This is a genomic window from Acetobacter okinawensis JCM 25146 (assembly GCF_000613865.1).
In the GTDB taxonomy this organism is placed as follows: Bacteria; Pseudomonadota; Alphaproteobacteria; order Acetobacterales; family Acetobacteraceae; genus Acetobacter; species Acetobacter okinawensis.
The window spans coordinates 138591-161153 of record NZ_BAJU01000002.1 but is presented as its reverse complement, the minus strand read 5'-3'; the positions used below and the strand labels follow the sequence as shown (position 1 = coordinate 161153).

Annotated in this window: 26 protein-coding genes and 1 pseudogene; 12 read left to right on the top strand and 15 right to left on the bottom strand. The window is 54.8% G+C overall.

Features of this window, described 5'->3' with window-relative positions; translation table 11 throughout:
• Positions 1-5: 5 nt before the first annotated feature.
• The 9 genes from nirB to JCM25146_RS02125 all read right to left on the bottom strand — a co-directional run bounded on the left by nirB (position 6) and on the right by JCM25146_RS02125 (position 11076).
• Positions 6-2903 carry a nitrite reductase large subunit NirB gene (gene nirB / locus JCM25146_RS02170; protein WP_025825548.1) on the bottom strand — a complete coding sequence of 966 codons (2898 nt, stop codon included), beginning with the start codon at positions 2901-2903 and terminating at the stop codon, positions 6-8.
• Positions 2904-3295: 392 nt separating this feature from the next.
• Positions 3296-4972: an alginate export family protein gene (locus tag JCM25146_RS02160; RefSeq protein WP_025825546.1), complete on the bottom strand. Its 1677-nt coding sequence runs from the start codon at positions 4970-4972 to the stop codon at positions 3296-3298.
• Between the two features lie 33 nt (positions 4973-5005).
• Positions 5006-6226: a nitrate/nitrite transporter gene (locus JCM25146_RS02155; protein WP_025825544.1), complete on the bottom strand. Its 1221-nt coding sequence runs from the start codon at positions 6224-6226 to the stop codon at positions 5006-5008.
• Between the two features lie 1681 nt (positions 6227-7907).
• On the bottom strand, positions 7908-8735 hold the full coding sequence (locus JCM25146_RS16560) for a tryptophan 7-halogenase (RefSeq protein ID WP_242400852.1): 828 nt from the start codon (positions 8733-8735) through the stop codon (positions 7908-7910).
• Positions 8732-9175 carry an NAD(P)/FAD-dependent oxidoreductase gene (locus JCM25146_RS23235; RefSeq protein ID WP_242400851.1) on the bottom strand — a complete coding sequence of 148 codons (444 nt, stop codon included), beginning with the start codon at positions 9173-9175 and terminating at the stop codon, positions 8732-8734. The genes JCM25146_RS16560 and JCM25146_RS23235 overlap by 4 nt, the downstream gene beginning before the upstream one ends.
• The gene (fabG, locus tag JCM25146_RS02140; protein WP_025825541.1) at positions 9172-9891 is read right to left on the bottom strand and encodes a 3-oxoacyl-ACP reductase FabG; all 720 of its coding nucleotides are present in this window, start codon (positions 9889-9891) and stop codon (positions 9172-9174) included. Before fabG ends, JCM25146_RS23235 begins: the two co-directional genes overlap by 4 nt.
• A complete protein-coding gene (locus tag JCM25146_RS02135; protein WP_025825540.1) occupies positions 9888-10343 on the bottom strand; it encodes a hypothetical protein in 456 nt (151 codons plus the stop codon). Before JCM25146_RS02135 ends, fabG begins: the two co-directional genes overlap by 4 nt.
• A complete protein-coding gene (locus tag JCM25146_RS02130) occupies positions 10337-10771 on the bottom strand; it encodes a hypothetical protein (protein ID WP_148298935.1) in 435 nt (144 codons plus the stop codon). The genes JCM25146_RS02135 and JCM25146_RS02130 overlap by 7 nt, the downstream gene beginning before the upstream one ends.
• Positions 10772-10776: 5 nt before the next feature.
• A complete protein-coding gene (locus JCM25146_RS02125) occupies positions 10777-11076 on the bottom strand; it encodes a phosphopantetheine-binding protein (RefSeq protein WP_051543907.1) in 300 nt (99 codons plus the stop codon).
• Positions 11077-11092: 16 nt separating this feature from the next.
• Between JCM25146_RS02125 and JCM25146_RS20525 the strand changes: the two genes are divergently transcribed.
• Positions 11093-11767: a COG4648 family protein gene (locus JCM25146_RS20525; protein ID WP_025825535.1), complete on the top strand. Its 675-nt coding sequence runs from the start codon at positions 11093-11095 to the stop codon at positions 11765-11767.
• Here JCM25146_RS20525 and JCM25146_RS02115 read toward each other — a convergent pair.
• Positions 11709-12437, bottom strand: a complete 729-nt coding sequence (locus JCM25146_RS02115) for a glycosyltransferase family 2 protein (protein WP_025825534.1) — start codon at positions 12435-12437, stop codon at positions 11709-11711. The two genes, JCM25146_RS20525 and JCM25146_RS02115, sit on opposite strands and share 59 nt — an antisense overlap.
• Before the next feature lie 272 nt (positions 12438-12709).
• On the opposite strand from JCM25146_RS02115, the gene JCM25146_RS02110 reads away from it, so the two are divergent.
• Positions 12710-13222 (top strand): hypothetical protein, encoded by a 513-nt coding sequence (locus JCM25146_RS02110; RefSeq protein ID WP_025825532.1) that lies wholly within the window; start codon positions 12710-12712, stop codon positions 13220-13222.
• Positions 13223-13322: 100 nt separating this feature from the next.
• Here the strand turns inward: JCM25146_RS02110 and JCM25146_RS02105 are convergent, their stop codons facing one another.
• From JCM25146_RS02105 to JCM25146_RS23230, 5 genes are all read right to left on the bottom strand, one after another.
• Positions 13323-13916, bottom strand: a complete 594-nt coding sequence (locus JCM25146_RS02105) for an alkylhydroperoxidase domain protein (protein ID WP_025825530.1) — start codon at positions 13914-13916, stop codon at positions 13323-13325.
• Positions 13909-14175 (bottom strand): carboxymuconolactone decarboxylase family protein, encoded by a 267-nt coding sequence (locus JCM25146_RS20520; protein WP_051543906.1) that lies wholly within the window; start codon positions 14173-14175, stop codon positions 13909-13911. Before JCM25146_RS20520 ends, JCM25146_RS02105 begins: the two co-directional genes overlap by 8 nt.
• Positions 14151-14546, bottom strand: coding sequence for a hypothetical protein (locus tag JCM25146_RS20515; protein ID WP_051543903.1), 396 nt, complete (start codon positions 14544-14546; stop codon positions 14151-14153). The genes JCM25146_RS20520 and JCM25146_RS20515 overlap by 25 nt, the downstream gene beginning before the upstream one ends.
• Before the next feature lie 23 nt (positions 14547-14569).
• Positions 14570-15577, bottom strand: a complete 1008-nt coding sequence (locus tag JCM25146_RS02095; RefSeq protein ID WP_025825528.1) for a putative FMN-dependent luciferase-like monooxygenase — start codon at positions 15575-15577, stop codon at positions 14570-14572.
• Positions 15578-15854: 277 nt separating this feature from the next.
• Positions 15855-16097: a hypothetical protein gene (locus JCM25146_RS23230; protein WP_242400867.1), complete on the bottom strand. Its 243-nt coding sequence runs from the start codon at positions 16095-16097 to the stop codon at positions 15855-15857.
• Between JCM25146_RS23230 and JCM25146_RS23225 the strand changes: the two genes are divergently transcribed.
• From JCM25146_RS23225 to JCM25146_RS24755, 10 genes and pseudogenes are all read left to right on the top strand, one after another.
• Positions 16087-16422, top strand: coding sequence for a Plug domain-containing protein (locus JCM25146_RS23225; protein ID WP_277909529.1), 336 nt, complete (start codon positions 16087-16089; stop codon positions 16420-16422). The genes JCM25146_RS23230 and JCM25146_RS23225 overlap by 11 nt on opposite strands.
• Positions 16423-16520: 98 nt before the next feature.
• Positions 16521-17408, top strand: coding sequence for a hypothetical protein (locus JCM25146_RS23220; protein ID WP_025825524.1), 888 nt, complete (start codon positions 16521-16523; stop codon positions 17406-17408).
• Positions 17333-18376 carry a TonB-dependent receptor domain-containing protein gene (locus tag JCM25146_RS23215; protein ID WP_242400866.1) on the top strand — a complete coding sequence of 348 codons (1044 nt, stop codon included), beginning with the start codon at positions 17333-17335 and terminating at the stop codon, positions 18374-18376. Before JCM25146_RS23220 ends, JCM25146_RS23215 begins: the two co-directional genes overlap by 76 nt.
• Before the next feature lie 13 nt (positions 18377-18389).
• On the top strand, positions 18390-18605 hold the full coding sequence (locus JCM25146_RS23210; RefSeq protein WP_242400850.1) for a hypothetical protein: 216 nt from the start codon (positions 18390-18392) through the stop codon (positions 18603-18605).
• Positions 18578-20032, top strand: a complete 1455-nt coding sequence (locus tag JCM25146_RS16540) for a TIGR04028 family ABC transporter substrate-binding protein (protein ID WP_369347390.1) — start codon at positions 18578-18580, stop codon at positions 20030-20032. Before JCM25146_RS23210 ends, JCM25146_RS16540 begins: the two co-directional genes overlap by 28 nt.
• A 16-nt stretch (positions 20033-20048) precedes the next feature.
• Positions 20049-20765 (top strand): ABC transporter permease family protein, encoded by a 717-nt coding sequence (locus JCM25146_RS16535; RefSeq protein WP_242400849.1) that lies wholly within the window; start codon positions 20049-20051, stop codon positions 20763-20765.
• Complete coding sequence (locus tag JCM25146_RS23205) at positions 20663-21007, top strand: ABC transporter permease subunit (RefSeq protein WP_369347387.1); 345 nt, start codon at positions 20663-20665, stop codon at positions 21005-21007. The genes JCM25146_RS16535 and JCM25146_RS23205 overlap by 103 nt, the downstream gene beginning before the upstream one ends.
• Entirely contained in the window at positions 21008-21679 is a 672-nt protein-coding gene (locus tag JCM25146_RS16530; RefSeq protein ID WP_051543902.1) for an ABC transporter permease, read from the top strand.
• Positions 21645-22334 (top strand): ATP-binding cassette domain-containing protein, encoded by a 690-nt coding sequence (locus JCM25146_RS21860; RefSeq protein ID WP_369347386.1) that lies wholly within the window; start codon positions 21645-21647, stop codon positions 22332-22334. The genes JCM25146_RS16530 and JCM25146_RS21860 overlap by 35 nt, the downstream gene beginning before the upstream one ends.
• Positions 22217-22558, top strand: a pseudogene (locus tag JCM25146_RS24755) (ATP-binding cassette domain-containing protein); the annotation flags it as partial. The gene JCM25146_RS21860 and the pseudogene JCM25146_RS24755, both read left to right, overlap by 118 nt.
• Positions 22559-22563 lie beyond the last annotated feature (5 nt).

The following is a 22563-nucleotide window of genomic DNA, read 5'->3' as shown; positions in this document are numbered from 1 at the left end:
CCACGTCAGGCAGTTGTCAATTCTGGTACGCCCTGATCGGCCCGTACCCTGATTTGCACCTTGCCCTCAACCAATCGTGCATCCCATGTGCGCAGCCTTACCGCAGCATCCTCCAGACACTGTCCATCTTCCAGACGGAAATGCTGCTTATACAACGGAGATGCCACAACGCGCTGCCCCCTGATCTCCCCTATGAGTCCACGACCAATAATATTGGCATGCGAAAACGGGTCATGGTTATCCAGCGCGTACACACATGCAGGTTTATCCTGCGTCTGTGGCACATAGAACAGGGCGACCTGATTGCCCTCACACCATGCAACCACACCAGATTTTTCTACAAGATCGGTTTGTGCACATAGCTCCGTCCATGCCTTTGGACCTACAGAAGTTCCTTTCTCAGGCAGGTTGGCCGCAGGCTTGACCTGATCGCGCTCAGCCTCGGTACGAATATTGGGGTCTGGGCGTGCATCGTTTACAAATGTGCGGAACCGCTTGAGTTTATCTTTATCGCTCAGCGCATCACGCCATTCGCAATGGTAGCGGTCCACCACCAGTTGCATCTGGCGCTCCAGTTCCTCTGCAATACCAAGACTATCGTTGATGATAACGTCTTTAAGATAATCCAGACCACCCTCAAGATTTTCACGCCAGACAGAAGTCCTCTGAAGCCTGTCGGCTGTGCGGATATAGAACATGAGAAAACGATCTATATATTTTATCAGTGTTTGAGAATCTATGTCCGTTGCAAACAGTTCCGCATGGCGCGGCCGCATGCCGCCATTGCCACAAACATAGAGGTTCCAGCCATTTTCTGTTGCGATGACCCCCACATCCTTGCTCTGTGCCTCTGCACATTCACGCGTACAGCCTGAGACTGCGAACTTGAGTTTATGAGGCGAGCGCAATCCCTTGTACCTGTTTTCCAGATCAAGGGCTTTTCCAACACTATCCTGCACACCATAGCGGCACCATGTGCTGCCCACGCATGACTTTACGGTACGGGTAGATTTGCCATAGGCTTGCCCTGTCTCAAACCCAGCATCCAGCAGTTCACCCCATATTTCCGGCAACTGGTGGAGTTGTGCACCGAACAGGTCAATTCTCTGTCCACCGGTAATTTTGGTGTACAGATCATATTTTTTAGCCACCTGACCAAGCACAATCAGCTTGTCTGGTGTAATTTCTCCTCCGGCAATGCGCGGCACAACCGAATAGGTGCCATTCTTTTGCATATTGGCCATGAACGTATCGTTCGTGTCCTGCAAAGGAATATACAGCGGGTCCGTTATGGGTTTATTCCATGCAGAAGCCAGAATGGAGCCAACGGCAGGTTTGCAGATGTCACACCCCAGACCACCATTGCCGTACTGCTGCATCAGCTCTTCAAATGTCTGGATACCATGCACCCTGACGAGCGAATACAGCTCCTGCCGGGTGTGGGAAAAATGCTCGCACAGGCTACGATCAACCGTAATACCCCTGCCTTCCAGCTCTGTTTCAAAAACACTTTTCAAAAGAGCTGCGCAGCCTCCACACCCCGTGCTGGCTTTTGTGGTCTGCTTAAGCTCTGCAAGGTCCGTGCACCCGGCATCTATGGTCGCGCAGATCGCGCCTTTGGTCACATTATGGCATGAGCAGACCATGGCCGTATCGGGTAGGGCATCTGCGCCTAACAGTTCTGCCCCTTCTCCACGTGGCAGAATCAGCACCGCCGGATCAGCCGGGGGTTTAATGGCATTCTGCACATATTGGAGAATGGTATCGTAATAGGAATTATCGCCCACAAGCACGGCACCGAGCACCTGCGTACCATCACCCGACAGCACAAGGCGTCGGTAAGTGCCATCTGCTTCACCAATAAAGCGGTAACTTCTGCTCCCCGGCGTGGCGCCATAGGCATCTCCAATGGAGCCAACATCCACACCCTGCAATTTCAGCTTGGTGGACATATCCGCACCGGTAAACGCGGCTTCCTCGCCCGCCAGAATAGCAGCGACCGTACGGGCCATGGCGTAACCCGGTGCAACCAGACCAAAAACCTGCTCCTGCCAGGACGCACATTCCCCAATGGCAAAAATAGCTGGGTCTGACGTGCGGCAGCTTTGGTCAATCACAATGCCTCCACGCGCAGCCACCTCCAGACCGCAGTCGCGGCCCAGTTGGTCCTGCGGACGAATACCGGCGGAGAACACCACCATATCCGTCTCAAGAGTTGTGTCGTCCGCAAAAATCAGGCGATGTCGGCAGTTCTGCCCGGGCACAATCTGTTTTGTCGCATGCGATGTGCGCACATCAATGCCCAGCGCCTCAATCCGGCATTTCAGGGCATCTCCGCCTTCCTTATCCAACTGAGCGGACATCAGGTGTCCCCCAAGCTGGATAACGCTGGTGTGCAGGCCTAGTATGCGCAAGGCATTGGCTGCCTCCAGCCCCAGCAACCCTCCCCCTATAACCGTGCCATGCCGCGCCCCTTGTGCAGCGGCGCGTATAAAGTCCAGATCCTCCAGATTACGGTAGACAAGCCCTGCCGTGCCGGTATTGCCGGGAACGGGAGGTACAAAGGGCAGGGAGCCAGTAGCCATAATCAGGGTTGTGTAGGGCAAGGTACCTTCCGTGCTCTGCACCACACGCGCCTGACGGTCGATCCCCGTTACGCGCACACCCCGGTGCAGCGTAATACCATGCGCGGCATGAAAATCCTCCGCGTGCAGGCGCAGGGCCAGCGCGTCCTGACCGGTCATGTAATCAGTCAGGTGCACGCGGTCATATGCATCGTGCAACTCCTCACCAAATACATGAATGGCATAATGTTCATGTAGACCGTGCATAACCAGCTGTTCGGCACAATAGTGCCCCACCATGCCATTGCCGATGATAACAAGAGTGCCGGTAGTGGTCATGGTTCGTAACTCCTCGCAATTTGGGGGTAGAGGGGGGCAAAGCCTGCGCATGAGCAGGTGCGTGCGTGCCAGACAGGCTGTAACGCCAGATCAGGAAAAATCCTGCACAGAACAGAAAAATCCAAATAATGGAAAGCAGGATGGGTAAAACACTGCACCATTTTGTAACGGTTCCTGCATTTGCAGTATATGCAAATGCGCCCTGTTCAGGCCAAGGAGCCACCGTTGGCCCCTGAATCACGCGCCGTTATCCTGTTACCGCCGCCGTTGACGGTAACTTTGATGGGATGCTTCTCAATAGTTCCTTACACGAAATAAAATCAATAGGGAACCAGATATCGTAATTATGTCTGACATCCCCTCTCGTTCGCACCAGATACAGATATCATCGGTCAGAATTTGAATTCCATTGTCTGCATGTAAAACATACCACTTTTGGCACCCGCATCATGCATACCGTGAGACGCTGCAAAGCCGGCAAAATCGTGCGTCCATGTCCAGTGTGGCGCAAAGCTCCATGCAATCTGTGCCTGGGGAGAAACGCCAACAAAACCCCCATGCAGATTATCACGCCAGGCATAGGTTTTGCCCGTGCCGTACACGGCATCCTGCGTGCTTTCCCGCCAGAAGGCAGGCACGTGGAGCCTCAGGCGCAGATTGGGCCGGGGTGCTGCCGTAAGCAGTGGACCAACCCCCACAAGGTTCTGCGATGTCAGGGCAAGTGTGACGTCATTATAATAGGGGAGTGCAACATAAGGCGTTGCAAAAGTCCCCACCGCACCATTCTGGCTATGATAATTCCCGCCAGAAAATACATCTGCCTGAATACCAAAAGAGGGTTTTCCTGGCAGGTTTTTTGCATTCCAGCTTATACTGCCGTTCACGGCAAATGCACGGACAGGACGGCTCTGCGCCGCTTTTTGCGCAGGGCGGAACTCCCCTCCCTGAAAAACCCCGGTCAGACTAACATCAAACGGACCGGCATTTCCCCACAAGCGCCCCCCTATATTGTCCCTGCGGGTTGAGCCCGCCTCCGTTTTGCCAGCCTGAGCAAGGGGCAGCGCCGCATTGGCCCCATTAAACAGATAACCAATAAAAAAAACATCCGCAAAAATCTGGCTTTTTTGTCCCATTAAGGAAAAAGACGGCAAAGCGGTCGATGTATAAGCCCCATACATGCGGGCATTATAACTGGTACCGTCTGAAAAAACATCAATCGGCTGTTTATTGGTCTGCATAAAATCAAACAGATCAACACGAAAAGATTTCCACACCGCGTAACCGCGCACACCATCCCATGTCTGCTGCACGTTTGGCAGGTCCCGCGCAGATTGCATGGAAACAGGAGCATCCACAAACACCTGCCGCCCGCCAATGACACCCATTCTGGCCCCAAGCAACTGCCCTTTTACTTCCAGAATACCCTGTTGCAGGTCCAGCCTTTCGCGCTGCGTGCCCGCCTGATACCCATAGTAATTGGAGCCCCCGGCCACACCCCATAAAAACTCCGCGTAGGCACGTACATGCTCCCCCAGATGCAGGTCAGCACCGTACATGTTGCGCAACAGCACGCGATTGGCGTTGGTCTTACCCGCTGTGCCCATTGTCGGCTGATTTTCAAACACATAACGCAAACGCTCCTCCCCGTTCAGGGAGAGCCAGATACTGCCTGTAGTATTCAGGCGTATATATTTAAGGCGGTTGAACCAGTCCTTGTTCCTTTTTTCGGTCGGAACGCTGGCAAGATCGCTCCAGTCCTCCGCCCAGCGGGCCTGCCCAAAACCCGCTACTGTTCCAAAACCGCTGGCAGCCTGTTTACCGGCGTTGAACACCCCCCAATCCTGTGTATGAGGGGGACGTTCCGCAGTTTTAGCCGGTTTGAGCGTATTTTTTTTCTCCACCGCCATAATGGTCTGGCCGGCGGTCTGAGGCGCGGTAGAAGTTGAGGAACTGGCCACCTGGGCCAAAGCTGGGTGCGTAATCACAATACCCACCAGTACAACCGCAGGAGCCGAGACGGACAGGCTACGAAAAAGAGCGCATCTGGAGCGCACGTGGATCTTGTTCAAGGTCACGTGTTATAATCCGTGTCTGAAAGGAAATCAGGAAATGGCGGAAAAGCTGGCTGGATCAGCCCCCTGCGCACTGGCTGTTTTTTTCCAGCTTTTGCGGCAAAGGGAGACACAGACAAGCGCCAGCAGGGCAATGCCGGCAAAGGCCATAAAGCCCAGGTTATAAGAACCTGTAGCCTGCCGTGCGGCCCCCAGAGAGGACGCAAGGTAAAAACCGCCCACCCCACCACTCATGCCAACCAGACCGGTCAATATGCCGACCTGCTGCGGAAAGCGTGTTGGCACAAGCTGGAAAACGGCACCATTGCCCAGACCCAGCACAAGCATGCCGATAAAAAATGCAGGAAACGCGAGCCAGATTGTCGGAAGCCCCAGACCAATCAGGCCAAAAATAACTGTTGCTGCCCCATAGAGCATGCACAGCGCCCGCTCCCCGCCAATGCGGTCTGCAAACGCACCACCCAGCGGACGGATAAAAGACCCGGCAAATACAACCAGCGCAGTACAACTCCCAGCAATTGCGGGAGAAAGTCCGTACTGGTCATTAAAATAGATGGTTAAAAACGAGGCCAGTCCCACAAAACCACCAAAAGTGACCCCGTAGAAGAACATGAGTGCCCAGCAATCAGCTTTTTTCAACACAGGCAACCATGCCACCAGACCAGCACCCGGGCGGCGGGGTGGTTCTTTGGCAAGATAGATAAAGGCGCACAGCACCAGAACAAGCGGCACGGTTGCCAGCCCGAATACGTTGGTCCAGCCATAAAGAGCAGCAAGCCCCGGAGCAAAAAGGGAAGCAAGCGCCGTACCCGAATTACCCGCTCCGGCAATGCCCAGTGCCGTGCCCTGATACTGTGGAGGATACCAGCCAGATGCCAAGGGTAGAGCCACAGCAAAGGAAGCTCCCGCAACCCCCAGCACAAAAGCGACCGGAAAAAGACCGACATATGTATGCGGTGCCAAAACCCACGTCGCAGCAAGACCCGCAATAACAAAAGACTGCATGCCAATGGCAACACGACGTGGCCCATAATGGTCAACCAGCGCACCAGCCACAACCCGCAGCAGTGCCCCGGCCAGCACTGGCATAGCCACCAGCAGACCTTTTTGGCCAGGATTCAGGTGCAGGTCATGTGATATGGCTATACCCAGAGGTCCAAGCAGAACCCAGACCATGAATGACACATCAAAATAAAGAAAAGCGGCAAGAAGAGTGCGGGGATTACCTGCTTTGAGAAAACCCTTATCCATCACCAATACCTAGTGCCGGACTGTACAGTCAGACACGCCCACCACAGGCAAGAAGACCGTCATTGGACTTCAATCGTAGATATTTATTATGACCCTATGGACCGAATGCCAGCGTTGACACCTCCCAGATCTAAGCCAAGGATGGCGGCATATTATTCCGATGTCAAAATGTTTTTCGGGGCAGGCTGCATATCCGGGATATGTCCATATTCCTTTGAATATAGACAACATTCCTGATGCCGGAAAGCTTACGACCACCTCTTCTGCCACGCATAGTATGGGAGATGATCCTCCCGGCCCATGAAACCCCCTCGGTTCAGAGGCCTGTTGTTCCAGACTGCAAAGCACTTTCTAAGCTCACACTTTTAGCCATGCACGCCCATGTGGCTTGCATTAGCCTGCGGGACAAGCCAACGTCTGCTATGTAGCGTTGTTGTTGCTCTAGGAATTCGAGATTTTTGTGTCTCCTTACAAACTGTCATCCTTCTGTTGCTTGCCGTATTTGCGTTTGCAGGCTGCACGCCGCCGGACTTTCGCACTCCGGGGCCATTAAAGCAGGAAAGCGCCTACAACGCCCTTTTCCCACAGTGGGCTGAACTTTGCGCAGTTTCCCAGATTTCCAAAAAGCCCGGTTTTGGCGCAGACATAGCAGGGGGGCCGGGAGGGCATGCCGTACTGTTCCTCCATGGAGCCTGCCTTGACCCCACATCCACCTACCCCATACTGAAAACCTGCCCTCAGGGCGAAACCGGCGTGAGCATGAACGCCCATTTTGTCAACGCAAACTGGGTTGGCGTCTCCGGACGTATGTTTTTTTATAATGGCATTCTCAAACCAGACGAGGGATTGACGCGGGAGGCTTATACAGCCACCCAAAATGCAGCCAAACAGCACGGGCTTTACAGCGCCATCTCTTTTCGGGACTGGGCTTTGGCAGACAAACCACCCGGCACCCCGGCCGAAGACTGGAAATATGAAGTCTCGATCGGCACGGATTATGCAGTCAGTTACGGGCGCGCACGCTATTGCGCACGTCTGCCTGTAACAGCCACCCAGATGACACAGATTGTAGACTTCCTGAACACACGCAACGCTTTGTACCAACATGGTCCCGGAACATTTGAGACCAATGTTTTACAGGATAACTGCAACCACCTTATCCACAACGCGCTCGCGGCAGCAGATTTCTGGCGGGACTTACCGGTTCATCAGTTTATTCTCAAGGCCGCGCTGACCTTCCCTGTGCCCAAAAATGAAGTTCTCAACCTGCTCGATCGTACCAGACGGCATGATCCGGGTGACCTACATGCCCTCTACCATGACCCCCTGACCCGCCATACCCTGCTCCACGATGGGTGGCTACCGGGTGAGCCCGGCGTTATTCTGGACTCCAACACGGTACAAACCCCCAATGCTGTGTATAATACCAGATTATCGCTTATTTTTTACGATGACCCGCTCCTTGGTCATTATAACCAGACCTTCCAGCACTATCTTGACCAACCACGCTACCATGACCTGCATGCAAATCTGCTGTGGTACAGCACACTTTACACACGCATTGCACATGAACGCCGACCACTTTCAGAATGGCTTAAAAAAGAACCTTCTGATTTCATAAATTTTTATAACGCGTACTACATATGGCTAGAGGTGCAAAAAAGCCTGGTTGACAAAGGGCTTACCCTGCTCTCCGCTGCCGCGCCCACTTCCAGCGCATGGCCCCCAGCACCGCCCGGAACGCAGCAAGAGGAGCCTGCACGCGCCAACGCCCAACAAAATCCCCTGCCAGAAGGGAAATAATGGCATCACGCATCCGCAGGATATTGCGCGGGTTAAGGAACAGTGTGCGCAGAACCGGATCGTTAATCCCATAAATCAGCCATGCTACCCGGCGCATTTCCGCACGGGTGCAGCACTCTTCATGTCGGGCGACCTTACGCCCCTCCGCCTGACTCCGCAGCCATGCCTGCGCTACTCTGGCGCCGCGGTAGGCACTCTTCATGGCCAATAGTACACCGGAGGAAAAAACAGGGTCAAGGAACGCAAATGCATCCCCGATCATATAATACCCTTCACCCCAGCTCGTGTTGGCGCAATAGGAGTAATTGCCCGTAGTTGTCAGCTCACCCAGAAGTTCAGCCGGTGCCAGACGTTGCGCAACACTGGGGCTTTGCGCCACCTTTTTCCAGAACAGGTCCGTTTTGAGGCCGGTGTGCGTGCTGAACGCGTTTTTATCCCCGACAAAACCTACGCTCATAATATTGTCCCGCAGGGGAATCATCCAGAACCACCCGTCTTCTACAAGATGGATGGAAATATAGCCTTCCATATCGGCCTCACGCCGCTGCACATTGTGGAAATGGGCAAAAATAGCCGCCGTGGAATTGTTTTTATCCGCATGCCGGGTGTGATGGCGGCGGGCCAGAAACCCATCCCGCCCGGATGCATCCAGCACAAAGCGGGGGGTAAAGGCATATGTCTGCCCGGCCTCGTCCTGCGCCGTCACCTGCGTGGGCTTACGGGGGGCAAAACATGCCTCGTTACGCGTAACCCTTCAAAGGTTTTTACCCCATGCGACTGGGCGTTACGGAACAGAATTTCATCAAACTCGGAACGCCTGACCTGATAGGCGTGAGTGTCCTTCGGGCTGATGGCATATCGGAACGGAAACGCCAGTCGCCCCTCCCCCCGGTCAGAGACAAATTCTGCACCGGGTTTGAAGACCCCGATCTCGCGCACCTTATCCAGCACACCCAGGTCCCGCAGCAAAGGCAAGTTACAAGGCAGCAGGGATTCACCAATATGGAAGCGCCGATGCGGGTCTTTTTCCAAAAGGATGACAGACACACCCTGCCGGGCTAGCAATGTTGCCGCTGTACTACCCGCAGGACCGCCGCCAATAACCAGTACATCACACACGTGGGACGCTGTATCCGAACCGTTCACGCCATTCCTCCATTGACCCCGATAATCTGCCCGGAAATATACGCCGCGCGCTCCGATGCCAGAAAACCAACCAGATCAGCCACTTCCTGCGGCTGGCCTGCCCGGCGTGCTGGAACCATGGCGGCAATGTCTGCCTCCGTCATCACTGCAGCAGTTGCGGGGGAGGCAATAACGCCCGGCGCTACGGCATTGACCGTAATCCCCCTGCTGCCAACCTCCCGCGCAAGAGAACGCACAGCCCCCTCCAGCCCGGCCTTGGCAGCAGCGTAATTCACCTGTCCCCTGTTCCCCATCCGTGCGGTTATGGAGGAGAGCGCAATAATCCGCCCCCAGCGGGTGCGGGTCAAAGGCAGCAGCAATGGCTGCACAACATTGAAAAAACCATCCAGCGAGACGGACAGAACATCACGCCACTGTGCAGTACTCATGCCCGCCATGGTCACATCATCATGCGTGCCAGCATTGTGCACGATTACCTGCGGCACCCCTGCCATCAGCACAGGCTCTAGCGCCTGCCCTGTGGCGCTTCCGTTAGCCAGATCACAGCACCAGACCTCCGCCGAGCCACCACCGGCCTTGATCTGCGCAACAAGGTCTTGCGCCCTGCCAACGGACTTGTGGGTGTGCACCAGAACATGCAGGTTCTCTGCGGCCAGCCGCAGGCAGATGGCCTGACCAATGGGGCTGCTTCCCCCAGTCACCAGAGCGCGCCTCATACCGCTGCATCCGTTGCGGGAGGGATCAGACCAAACATGACTGTTCCCCGCCCCTGTAGCAGCAGGCCCCCCGGCTCGGAATGGATGGTAAAACCGTAAACCATGCCAGCGCTGTCCATCTGCTCGCGCGTCACGTCAATCTGCAACTGACCGTATTCCGGGCAGTCCAGCCTGTCGCACTGGCTCAGCAAGTCCCGCAAGGCAGCCAGATAACCGCCTTTATGGCATGTCTGGCTCCCGGTCAGGGCGCCATGGAGCGCTGCGGCCTGCATGGCCATTTCCGCCCCGACCAGAACATCCAGCCGCCCGCCATAGCGGTAGGGATTGTCCGCACACAAATGCGCCATGGTGTGCGCGCGCAGAACCTCCGTGGACCATGATGAGCACGTTTCGATCAGGCAACTTGCCCCCTGATGCGGAATACGCGCCATAATCTCCGCACGCCCTAACATGGCTGCACCATAACCCGAAGCGAACCGGGCTGGCTGGCCAGATGCACCTCCCCTGTCTGAGCGCTGGCAATCTGCTGGAGCAGCGCCAGCCCCGCAGCCGCAGTTGGCATACGCAAGCTGGCGGAGCCCGGCACAGGCAGGCGCGTCATGCGCGATGCGTCCGGGGTCAGGCGCGCAGGTGTGCGCTCACTGCACAGCAGAACATGCTGGCCACGCAGCAATGTGGCGGCAAACAGCAGGGTAAAATGGCCTACGCATGAGCAGACAGGCACAACAGGCGCATCTGGCAGCAAGGCTGCAAGCTGATGGGCCGCCCACAAAAAGTCACGCCCGCCAATAGCGGCGTCCCCGCTCAGCAGCAGGAGGCGATCTGGCGCATGGACAAGAGAAAGATCAGGCCAGTCATGACCCCATACGCCATCTGGCATAAAACTCATCTTGCTGCGCGGTGAGCCTGAACATACTGGCACAAGGCGCGCAGGGAACTGAATATCTGCCGGTTATCCGGAGCATCCGAGCGCAGGGTAACGCCATAATCCCGCCCAACAAGCAGAGCAATCTCCAGCGCATCAATGGAGTCCAGCCCCAGCCCTTCACCAAACAGGGGAGCTTCCGGCGCAATCTCCTCCGCTGTCACTTCCAGCTGGAGTGCTGCGACAAGACGTTCAGCAACTTCATGCTCAAAAGGCGTTTGTGATGTTGTCGAACTGGTCGTATTCACAGCATGTCTCATATTTAATGCGGGTCAGATGGTTCAGCTAACACATACATCCATGATCGCAAAGCCGACCTGGCTGCAAAGGTACCCCTCTGTACGCCGGGGAGTCGCGGCTGCACTTCTCTCCTGTTCCATTCTGGTAGGGCACACTTCTGCTGCAACGCTGGCCTGTGCCTTTTCACTCCTGTTGCAGTGCATCGCAGCCGCCCTGCTGACCCGGCATGCGGGAGCCTTTGCCCTTATGACCGCCCTTGTGGTGCCGGTTGCACTCTACTGGCCGCCACAGGCTCTGGTGGTCGATCACTGCGCCTTGTATGCGCTCTCCATGGGAATCATGCTGTTTGTTTTTGCACATTCTCTCCTGCCGTCACGCCAGCCTCTGATAGCTGTGGCCGCCAGCAGGGTGCATGGCCCATTACGTGCGGATGTAGCCCTGTACACACATGCGTTGACCATTTTCTGGACCCTGTTTTTTGCTGCAGCCCTGCTGACCCCGGCACTCCTGTTCTGGCTAGGGCCGCAAGGAACATGGCGCTGGCCACAAAGTGGGGGCACCTTTGCTGCGGCCCTAACACTCATGCTGCTTGAGGCAGGCGTCAGGCGCATTGTCATACGCAATTTTAAACACGCCTCACTCAGAACAACTGTTACCGCATTTTGCAGCGCACGCGCCGCAGCCAACCGAACAACAACCTCAGATGCATAAAAAACAGGCGCACATTGTCCCGCACATAATGGAAGTGCGAAATCCCTCCCTGTGCGGCATCAAAATATTGCACTGAGGCGGGTTTATTAAGCACTGGCACGCCGCGCCAGACCATGCGCACGGCCACTTCGGGGTCAAAGTCAAACCCACGCATAAAGCGCGACTCCCTCAGCACCGCCACCATCTGCTGTACAGGATAAACCCTGAAGCCGAACAGGCAGTCCCTGACCGCCCCCTGTGTTTCCACCTGCACCAGTATGTTGGACAGCTTACGCCCCCAGACACGCAAAGCCGGAGCATCCGGCCCAAACATGGGCACACCCAACACCATGGCCTGTGGCGCACAACGGGCCGCCGCCACAAAATCGTGCACGGCGGCAACGGGGTGCTGGCCATCGGCATCCATGGTCAGCACATGGGTGTATCCATGCTGCAATGCCCATTCCGCACCATGCAGCACAGCCTCCCCCTTGCCTCCATTCCGGGGCAGGTGGAGCACGTGCAGCCCTGCATGCGTGGCGAGCATTTTCTCTACCGCTTGCCCGCTCCCGTCCGTGCTGCCATCAATCACCACAACAACATCTGCCCAAACCGCCAGAACAGCCAGCACGGTCCTGTGCAGTAATGCTCCCGAATTATAGGAAGGAACAAGGACAATACAACGAAACATGGAGGATATACCTAAAGCCTGACTCTGATAAAATACAGCAAGGCTCTTCCATATACCGTAATATCAACAAAACCCGAAGACCAAGTTCCCTGCGTGCATGGACCACTCCATGAGGAACCACCTAGACACGCACAAAATAGTCAAAAAACATGGCAGTCATGACATTGATGACCGAACACTCTGGAGAATGGCAGACATGCTGGCGGCCCCTTCCTCCTCTTTATTGTTACGGTCTAGGATAATTTTTAGCCTTTACCAGAAACAGGAAAGTCATGAGTATTTCTTGGGGAGATTTTCAAGCAATTATCCAGCTTTCCGCTGGCCTGAATGTGGCTATTCTCAGTTTTGTCGATATCAGTATCCCTGCGATCAAGGAACGCAGGCGTGTTTTTACCAAGGCACGGCAGGAGCTTGAAATCTACCGTGCAAACCCGCACAAAATCACCACGGAAGACAAAGAAGCCCATGCAGGCATGGTGGGAGAAATAGACCGCCAGCTTTTTGATCTGTGGCGCAATACATCCGAATTTGAAACGGTGGAAGATTCCATGATCAAAACCACAGGTGTCTTCGGTTTTATAGGCGCTATTCTGAGCATCAGCCTGTTATGGTATTCCGGCCTGCATTATGATGATCCCATTCGCATCATCGGAGAGATTTTAACCCTGCTCTCTTTTTTCTCTCTTGCTGCTGCATTTTTTGTCAATTTTCTAACAGCTTCAAAAGCAGCGCATTATACAAAACGCTGCAACGATCTCCGCCAGAAAATGCGTCAGAAATTATAAAATTTCTTTATCAATACATTTATAATTCAAAAATCATTACAGGCGTTTATTCACTGGGCCGATATGGAAGTGAATAAAACGCCATGGTCGACCATATACGCTATTCTGGTGCTGCCTCCCCCAAAGAGAGCATCAGACGGTTTGCCCAGTTAAAAAATGCTGCGGCCTGAATCAGGTCCAGAATTTCTTCTTGGGAAAAACCAGCTGCCTGCAACCGATCAATATCTTTTTTACCAAACTTGTTGCCATTTTCTGTCAATGTCACAGCAGCATGTACAATTTCGGCATTACGCCCATCCGTAATGCTCTTTGTCCCATGCTCCAAAAGAGCATTGACGTCTTTATCATCTTTAGAAAACTGCACGGAGAATCTAGCATGGACGGATGCGCAATAAATACAGCCATTTAAGCGCGATACCGCAGCAGCAGCCAACTCCCGCTCGGCTCTTGGCAAGCCACCAGTTGAATAAAAAATATCCTTATCCAGCCGTGTTCTGGCCCCCAGTACATCTGGATCACGCGCAAGTAGGCGAAAATAAGCAGACTTTGCCCGCGCACGATCCACCAGCCCGTCATAATGTTGCTGGGTCAGGTCCTGTGGGTCCAGCGGAGCAATCCACGGCAGCCAATCAAGCTGGCTGAGCGTAAAAGTGTTAACCGGCTTGGCATCGGGGTAGGAGAGAATGTCAGGCATGATGTGCACTTTCTGTTGTCTGCGCAAAAGACGCCGCTACAAGAACCGAAAAACCCGAAACAATACGAACCTGAAAGCTCAAAAATGCAATAAGCTGAGACAGAACAACAAGGCCGTCTTCATCCCATCCCGCAGCCGCAAGGCGGCCAAGAGCCGCCGGGTTGGCATCGCGCGGGTGCGTGACCAGCAGATGCGCATGCTCCAGTGCTGCCGCCAGTCGTGGACCAAAAACACCTACCTGCTCGGGGGTGCTGTGCACGGTGTGCCGCCCACATCTTCCACACTCAACGGCCCTTGCGGATACGCGCCCCAAGGACCATGCGTGCTGGCCTGTTGCAAAATCTGTTCAAGACTGTGAACAAAAGCAGGAGCAACATCCTGCAAAAGCCCAACATAATGACGCCGTGTTGCAGGCTCCTCATAAAGTCCCGCCACAAACGCGGCAATAACACGCCGCTCCTCCAGACTGACAGACCCTGGCGCTTGCGGGTGTAGCAAAAGCTGGTAGCTCAGTTCGGCCTGTTCCCGCGCGATTGCTCTGCGCTGGTAATTTTTTGCAACCGGACTATCAGGCTCTATCCCGGCAAGCTGTTCAATAATGGTTTGTGTTACCGCAGAATTGTGAACCATATTTTTACACCTTTTCGGGCACATCAGCCACCGTTAGGCTTACCCCACCCCAAAGCGGGTACGACCTGTGTTGCAAACAGTTCCAGAGAACGCAGAATAAAAGGATGTGGCGGGTCAACAGAATGTACCTGAATGCTCACTTCGGTCGCATGCTCCAGGGTGCGGTCCGCAGCCAAAGAGCGCACAACCTCCTCTGGCGTGCCCAGATGCACATCAAATGTGCGCAGGAGGCTGTCTATGCTGCTGTCGTCAATTGTGTGACCGCTGGCACGGAATTTTTCCACCTGCCGCACCAGACCGTTACGGGCAAAATCCAGCGCCTGAGCGCGGTCATCTGCTACAAAAACACTGCGTGATGCCATAATCCGTGGTGCAGCCCCAACAGGCAGACTCTCAAGATACGTTTGCACCAGAGGCAACTGTATATCTGCAAGGCTGGCATTCCCCTGTCCCTGAGGGCGCGGCTGAGTGCGGGAGAGCATGAGCCCGTCGCCGGCCTCCCCTGCCTTTTGCGCCCCGACAGCTGAAAAAGTCGCCTGCCAGCTCCGCTGCTCCAGCCCCTGCCCATCTGGCCATAAATGGTTACGGCCTGGCAGGCTCTCCCCCTTCCATGCAGCTTTGACGACCCCAAGGTTACGGTCCATCAAGGCATGTCGTTGGGCGAACTGGTGACCAAAAGCCTCGTATGAACGCGGTGTACCGCCGGAACCAAACCCGACTTCCAGCCGACCGCCCGACAGAATATCCGTCACAACCGCATCTTCAGCCACACGAATGGGGTCTTCCATGGTCAGGGTCACAACGCCTGTGCCCAGACGAATCCGCTTTGTGCGCGCCGCCACATAAGACAAGAAGGGAAAAAGTGCTGGCAGGCCACCTTCATCACCGTGGAAATGATGCTGGGCAACCCACGCCGTATTAAACCCCAGAGATTCGGCTTTCTCAATCTGCTCAACAGCCAGAGCATACCGCTCACCCGCCGGCACATCATCCAAAAGCCGTGTAAAAAACCCTATGGATTTTACGCTCATGCTCAATAACACCCTGAATAATTAAAAATTTCCATACAAAGAGAATATTCAATTTTATATTTTATGATTTTTCCATAAATTTCATTCCAAATATTCCAATAGACGTATTTTTTACTGAATTCCAAAAAGAACATATCCCCCGGACCATAAGGTGCGTCGGGGCATATCGGATTAAAACCGCACTGAGTCGTAAAAACAACAAAAAACGGATTTTATAAATATAATTTTTTTTAAACTTGACGATAATGTGCAATTATATTCATCCTATTTTTTATAGTTAAATTAGGATATCCACATGAACACGTTGTGCATATGTTGTCCGCCCGAGCATGACCCCAAGGCCGAAAAAACAGATTTTTTGATTATAGTCAGTGGAAAAAATGGCAAACTTAAAACGCAAAAGCCGCATTAAAGCAGGGCTGTCTCTTGCAATCATCTTCCCGTCATCTGCTTTTTCCATCACGGCACATGCGCGGACGACTGCTGTTTCCGCAGCAGCTGTGGAAGAATTGACGGTCACCAAAGACACAACCGATATTCCCCCCGCTTTTCGCACATCCACGCCCCGGCATAGTACAACACGCGTGACTGTCATCACTGGGGCGGAACTGCTCAAAACCGGGCAGACAAACATCATCAACGCGTTGCAACAGGCATCGCCCGAGATCAATGCCCCACCCGGCGGCGGTGGGGGGGGATATTCAACAACCCCAACCCAGACCGTCATCCTACGCAACCTTAACGCGGACGAAACTCTGGTGCTGGTCAATGGCGTGCGCCGCCACTCCAGTGCACTGGGCAACTGGAACTACGGCCCCGCACAGGGGACTGAGCCTGCGACCTGAGCCTGATCCCGCTCAGCGCTATTGACCATGTTGAAATCGTAACCGAAGGCGCTACGGCCCTGTACGGGCAGGATGCAATTGGCGGGGCCATTAACATTGTGCTCAAGAGCGGCACCCGCAACGGCGGCACCGCAAATTTACAAAACAGCGGGTACTATAAAGGCGACGGACAGGGCATTACCGGCTATGGCGATATCTCGCGCACCATTGGTACCAAAGGGGGCGGCATGGATCTGGCGTGGCAAGTCCAGAACCAACTCCCCACCCACCGGGATGGCATCAATCCGTCCTTGGGCGATGTAAACCGGATTGAAGGCGTCAGCCGTACGCTGTCTGAGCTTTTTTCCTTTAACGGACATATGCCCGTTACACGTTCCATCCGGTCATATCTTACGGCAACACTCGCGCACCGACTCACGGACCGTGTGGGGTTTGTGCGTGGTGCAAACAACATCAACAACGTACAGTCCCTGCACCCTAACGGGTTTGAACCGATTGAAACCTTTGATGAAATGGATTTTCAGGTCAATGGTGGCCTGCGTGGCACATTAGGTGGGGGTGTCGCATGGAACACCTATGCTTCTTTTGGTCGTGAACAGGTGAATCAGGAAGCGTATGACGACAACAACCCAACCTTTGGCCCGGAAAGCCAGACACGCTTCAAAATGGGCAAGATCATCAGCACCGAGTTGATTGGCGGCATCAAGTTCTCCAAAAACTTTACTGTTCCGACGCTATCAAAACCTGCGGCTCTGGAATGGGGGCTGGAATACCGGCACAATACCTACCAGATCGGCGCGGGGGATTATCAATCCTGGGCGCAGGGACCGTATTACAATGGCCTGAACTCCCCGGGCTCCACTGGTATAATGGTTTTCAGCCCAGCAATGCGGGTAACTGGTCGCGGGACATTTTTGACGGGCATGTCGGGCTTGATTTTTTTGTCACTCCCAAATGGGAGTGGACGCTGGGCGGCCACGTCGTAAACTATTCCGATACGGTTACCGCGCCCACCGGTTCCATTGGCACACGCTATAACTTTACAAAAACATTTGCAGTACATGCCAATGTCAACACAGGGTATCGCCCTCCCACTCTGGGGGCAATCCATTACGATGCCACATCCTCTGGTCCGGGATATACGACCGTCAACCTGTCCGAAACCAGCGAAGTTGCACGTCTGCTGGGGGCACATGCACCCAAAGGCGAATACTCACGCAGCTACAGCATCGGAATCGATTACAAACCCATACCAAGCCTACAGTTAACGCTGGATGCTTACCGCATAGATATTAATGACCGTATTGAAAGCACAAGCGCTTTTACCGGTTCTACCATGGCAGCGTATCTGGCCGCGCAAGGCGTTGGCAGCAACATTACCTATGCCAGCTACATGACCAACATCGGCAATACGAGCACCAACGGCTTTACCGCCAAAGCCACTTATAAATTCCCCATCAAACCCGCTTATGGGGAGCTGGTAGGTTCCGCACAGATTAACGCAGCCGATACGGAACTGACACATTATGCAGACACACCTGCCATTTTGACTTCCCTTGGGCAGAGCTATTTTTCCAAGGCGGCGGAAACGGAACTGCTCCGTTCCTCCCCCAAGAACAAGGAGTCCTTCTCCCTGAACTGGAGCAAAGGCCGCTTTAACGTGTTTGTGCAGGAACAGCGCTATGCAGGTGTTGCCTGGCTGGTTTATCAGAGTGATCCAAGCAGCTACTGGACGCATGTGCGCCCACAGGTTATCACCAATCTGGAAGTCTCGGCCCAGCTTGGGCATGGCTTTACCGCCACACTGGGTGCGAACAACCTGTTCAATAAATATCCCACCCACACGAACCACAAAGCGTTACAGGAAAGCAGCGGTGTTTTTGCTTACCCCATGACTGCACCCGGTGGTTATGAAGGCGGCTATTACTACGCCCGCATGGGCTACACCTTTTAAAACGATGGATTGCATGCCACTTTTGCGCCGCTCCTTTTGCGCGACACTGGCCGTGTCGGCCCTGTTTGTGGGGAATGTGGGGGGATATACCCCCCCACTGTCTGCTGCCCCCGTGCAGCAGAGCAGAACCCTTCTGTACCTTGAAAAACAGGCCCACAAGTCACTCTACCCCCAGCAGGGGGGTTTTATCCCAATGGTGGCATTCTCGCCCAGATTACCGACCGGCTGACATGGCAGAACACGCAAACACTGTGCATGGAGCCATGGATTGCCACGTCATGGCAGATCAATGCCGATAATACCGTGTATACTTTTACGTTACGTCCCGACGTAACATTCTCCGACGGTACACCTGTCGATGCCGCAGCCGTGGCCCTTAATTTTGATACATACGGCAAGGGCAACAAAGCCCTGCATCTCCCCCCTTCCGAGGTCATCAACAATTATGACCATAGCGAGGTGCTGGACTCGCATACGGTGCGTTTCTACTTCAACAAACCCTCGCCCGGCTTCCTCCAAGGCACATCCGTTATCGGTTCGGGGCTTGTCTCCACCCGTCTTTTGCACAAACCACTGGAACAGTGGGGGGATGGCCGCAATATTATCGGTTCCGGGCCATTTGTTGTGCAGGGTGACGTGCCCGGAAAATCCATAACATTACGTGCCCGCCCCGATTACGCATGGGGCCCACCCGAACTGGCCCCACAGGGCCCCGCAAGGCTGGATGCAATCCGTATTCTTGTTGTACCAGAAGACAGTATTCGCATTGGTGCTTTTCTAAGCGGGCAGGCGGACTTTATCCGGGAAGTGGAAGCCTATGATGAAGGGCAGATCACGCGCAGTGGTAACAGGCTTTACGCCCCTTCCACACGCGGCGTGAACGACAGTGTGGTTTTCCGCCCCGACAACGACAAGGTTGCAGACCGGCGCGTGCGTCTGGCCCTGTTACGCGCAACTGACAGGGAAGAAATCCTGCGCACGCTCTTTTCCCCCCGCTACCCGTTGGCACGCTCCATTCTGGCCTCCGACACACAGGGTTTTCAGGATCACAGTGCCGAACTTGGCTACGACCCAGAACAGGCCAAACACCTGCTGGACGAGGCAGGCTGGCTACAGCACCCAGATGGCTGGCGTTACAGGAATGGCCAGATACTCTCTCTTGGCATTCATGTTTCTGCACCACACCCGCAAAGCCGCAGCATGCTTGTCCTTCTTGCGCAACAATGGCGCAAAGTAGGTGTCAGGCTTGATATTCTGACTGGCAGCCCGGCCATGGTCGTGCTGGATGATCTGGACCCACAAACCACCCCGCTGTATCAGGCCGAAGTCGGACGCGCCGACCCTGACGTGCTCAAAAGTGCCTATTACCCGACAAACCGTAATGTTCTGCTGCAAAAAGGTGGGCAGAGCCAGCATGTCCGGCACTTTACCGACCCCGAGTGCAACCGTCTGCTACTTGCCATTGCCTCCGAGACCGACCCAAAACGGCGGCTGGACCTTGTCGCAGATGTACAAAACGCCATCCTCACCAATGCCTACAGCATACCCATTTTTGAAGAACCACAGGTCTACGCTGGTAGCGCCCATGTCCATGACATGCACTTTGAAGCCGTAGGGCGGCCCGTGTTCTACCGCGCATCGCTCGACCAGCCCTGACAGGATGCAAATTTCCATGATCCGCTACCTGTTTACCCGGTTTTTACATGCGATTTTTGTCCTGTGGGGTGCTTTTACGCTCTCCTTTGTCCTGCTTCAGGTCATGCCTGGAGATGCGGTTCTGGTAAAGTTTCAGGACCCCGAACTGGGCCTGAGCCCACAGCAGATCGCAGATATGCGCGCAACCTATGGGGCGGACGAATCTGCAATAACACAATATGCGCACGTGCTTGGCCGCACCCTGCATGGCAATCTGGGTTATTCTATTGAAACAGGCCTGCCTGTAGGGCAGATGCTCCATGCTGCGTACCCAACCACACTCCGGCTGGCCATTGTCAGCTTTACGGGGGCTCTTGCCCTTGCCGCCATATGCTGCGCTCTGGCCATCCTGCTTTCCGGCAACCCGGTTGGGCGGTATCTGGCCGCAGCAATTGGCGCTATTCCCGGCATTACCAGCGGCATCCCCGTTTTCTGGCTTGAAATTGTTGCCATACAACTGGTTTCCTTCCACTGGAAGCTGATACCCGTTGTCGGGCTATCCGGGTGGAGTGCTGTCCTGCTGCCCGGCCTTGCACTGGCCATTCCCATTTCTGCGCCGCTGGCTCAGGTGTTTATGGCTGCGGCACATCGGTGGAAGCACTGCCCTTTATCGATGTGCTACGCGCACGCGGTGTTTCCCCCTTCAGGATTCTTTACGCCCATATCCTCCCCAACGCCCTGCCCCCGACACTGACAGTCAGCGGGCTTGTGTTTGGTGAAATTCTGGCCGGGGCCGTTGTGACCGAAACCGTGTTCGGGCTGGATGGGCTGGGGCAACTGGCACAGCAGGCCGTCGCCAGCCAGGATGTTGCGGTCCTGCAAGCCATTATTCTGATTTCCGTAAGCGGCTTTGTATCCATCGGCTTTGCAAGTGAAATTATACAACCTCTGCTTGACCCCCGCATAGGCCGCAACGCCCGGCAAAGGAAATACTAGATGCCGCACCACATTACGCCCACACGGCTGGCTGTGGCGCTACCGATTACTGTGCTGGCACTGGCGGCTTTCTGGCCTGCGCTGTTCAGCCCCCAAAGCCCTCTGACTGGCCTGCCAGTGGAATATCTGACTGCTCCTTCATTCCATCACTGGTTCGGTACCGACCAGTTCGGTCGGGATGTGTTTGCACGTGTTGTTTACGGCAGTTTTTCCACTCTTTCCTCCGCTGTGCTCGCGGTCGGCGTAAGCCTGCTATTGGCTATTCCTGCCGGGTTGTTGGCAGGTTTGGGCAGTCCACGTGTAGAACGGGCCATACGGGCCTGTGCTGATATTGTATTGTCCATACCCGAAATTTTTCTCTCCCTCAGTATCATCACCCTCATAGGTCCGGGTGCCATTCATGTTGCACTCGCAGTTGGTATCAGCCAGACCGCCGGCTTTGTGCGCATGATTCATACTGAAGTTGCACGCGTACAGGCGACAGAATACATGGAGGCCGCCATCGGGATCGGCGGGACGTTCAGCCAGGTGGTTCTACGGCACGTATTGCCAAACAGCCTTGCACCCGCGCTAGCTTTGGCATCCCTCAGGCTTGGCACAGCTATTCTGGCAATCTCGACCATCTGCTTCCTGGGGTATGGCCCACCACCACCCACGCCCGAATGGGGCTGATGATTACAGAAGGACGAGATTACCTTTCCACCGCATGGTGGATCACCACGTTTCCCGGTCTTGCCATTATTTTTTCAGCTTGGACTGCAAGCCTTGTCTCCCATGCCATCAGGAGTACGCCATGACCCAGACATGCCTGAGTATCCATGATCTGGACATCAGTTACACCCGCCATGGCAGCACCCATCAGGCTCTCAACCATGTCTCACTCGACCTGCATGCGGGAGAAATGCTGGCCCTTGTGGGGGAATCAGGCTCTGGTAAATCCACTCTGGGGCGGGCTGTGCTGGGTATTCTGCCGCCCAATGCCAGCGTGCAGCACGGTAGCATCCATATTGGCGCGCACAACGTAACCCATTTGTCCGAGCGGGCATGGCGGCAGATTCGTGGCAAAAAAGTCGCCCTGATTCCCCAAGACCCCGCTCATTCACTGGACCGGTGCGCACGATCGGTGCGCAATTGGCGGAAGCACTGCGCCCACACAAGTCGAGTTTCCTCAAGCGCTCTAACACGCGGGCAGAAGCGATCGCCCTGCTGGACCAGATGGGTATCTCCCGCCCGGCACAACGGCTTGGGCAGTACCCGCATGAGTTATCTGGCGGTATGCGCCAGCGCGTACTTATTGCAGCCGCCATTGCCCAGCGCCCAGCCCTGATTGTTGCTGATGAACCGACCAGCGCTCTGGATGTTTCCGTGCAGGTGCAGATCATGGCACTGCTGGCAACACTCCGGCGGGAATTGGGTACAGCCATTTTATTTATCACCCATGATCTGGCACTCGCCAGTGAGCAGACTGACCGTGTGAGTGTTCTCAACCACGGCATTATTTGCGAAACCGCACCGACCAGACAGATTTTTTCTGCCCCCCAAACAGCATACACACA

Bases quoted from the DNA above. Each gene is read 5' to 3' on its own strand.
- JCM25146_RS02115 (WP_025825534.1), bottom strand. From the start codon at position 12,437: ATGTTTCGTTGTATTGTCCTTGTTCCTTCCTATAATTCGGGAGCATTA.
- nirB (WP_025825548.1), bottom strand. From the start codon at position 2,903: ATGACCACTACCGGCACTCTTGTTATCATCGGCAATGGCATGGTGGGG.
- JCM25146_RS21860 (WP_369347386.1), top strand. From the start codon at position 21,645: ATGGCCCACCACCACCCACGCCCGAATGGGGCTGATGATTACAGAAGG.
- JCM25146_RS16530 (WP_051543902.1), top strand. From the start codon at position 21,008: ATGCCGCACCACATTACGCCCACACGGCTGGCTGTGGCGCTACCGATT.
- JCM25146_RS02110 (WP_025825532.1), top strand. From the start codon at position 12,710: ATGAGTATTTCTTGGGGAGATTTTCAAGCAATTATCCAGCTTTCCGCT.
- JCM25146_RS02135 (WP_025825540.1), bottom strand. From the start codon at position 10,343: ATGTTAGGGCGTGCGGAGATTATGGCGCGTATTCCGCATCAGGGGGCA.
- JCM25146_RS02155 (WP_025825544.1), bottom strand. From the start codon at position 6,226: ATGGATAAGGGTTTTCTCAAAGCAGGTAATCCCCGCACTCTTCTTGCC.
- JCM25146_RS16535 (WP_242400849.1), top strand. From the start codon at position 20,049: ATGATCCGCTACCTGTTTACCCGGTTTTTACATGCGATTTTTGTCCTG.
- JCM25146_RS20525 (WP_025825535.1), top strand. From the start codon at position 11,093: ATGGTTCAGCTAACACATACATCCATGATCGCAAAGCCGACCTGGCTG.
- fabG (WP_025825541.1), bottom strand. From the start codon at position 9,891: ATGAGGCGCGCTCTGGTGACTGGGGGAAGCAGCCCCATTGGTCAGGCC.
- JCM25146_RS02130 (WP_148298935.1), bottom strand. From the start codon at position 10,771: ATGCCAGATGGCGTATGGGGTCATGACTGGCCTGATCTTTCTCTTGTC.
- JCM25146_RS02105 (WP_025825530.1), bottom strand. From the start codon at position 13,916: ATGCCTGACATTCTCTCCTACCCCGATGCCAAGCCGGTTAACACTTTT.
- JCM25146_RS02125 (WP_051543907.1), bottom strand. From the start codon at position 11,076: ATGAGACATGCTGTGAATACGACCAGTTCGACAACATCACAAACGCCT.
- JCM25146_RS20515 (WP_051543903.1), bottom strand. From the start codon at position 14,546: ATGGTTCACAATTCTGCGGTAACACAAACCATTATTGAACAGCTTGCC.
- JCM25146_RS23210 (WP_242400850.1), top strand. From the start codon at position 18,390: ATGCCACTTTTGCGCCGCTCCTTTTGCGCGACACTGGCCGTGTCGGCC.
- JCM25146_RS02095 (WP_025825528.1), bottom strand. From the start codon at position 15,577: ATGAGCGTAAAATCCATAGGGTTTTTTACACGGCTTTTGGATGATGTG.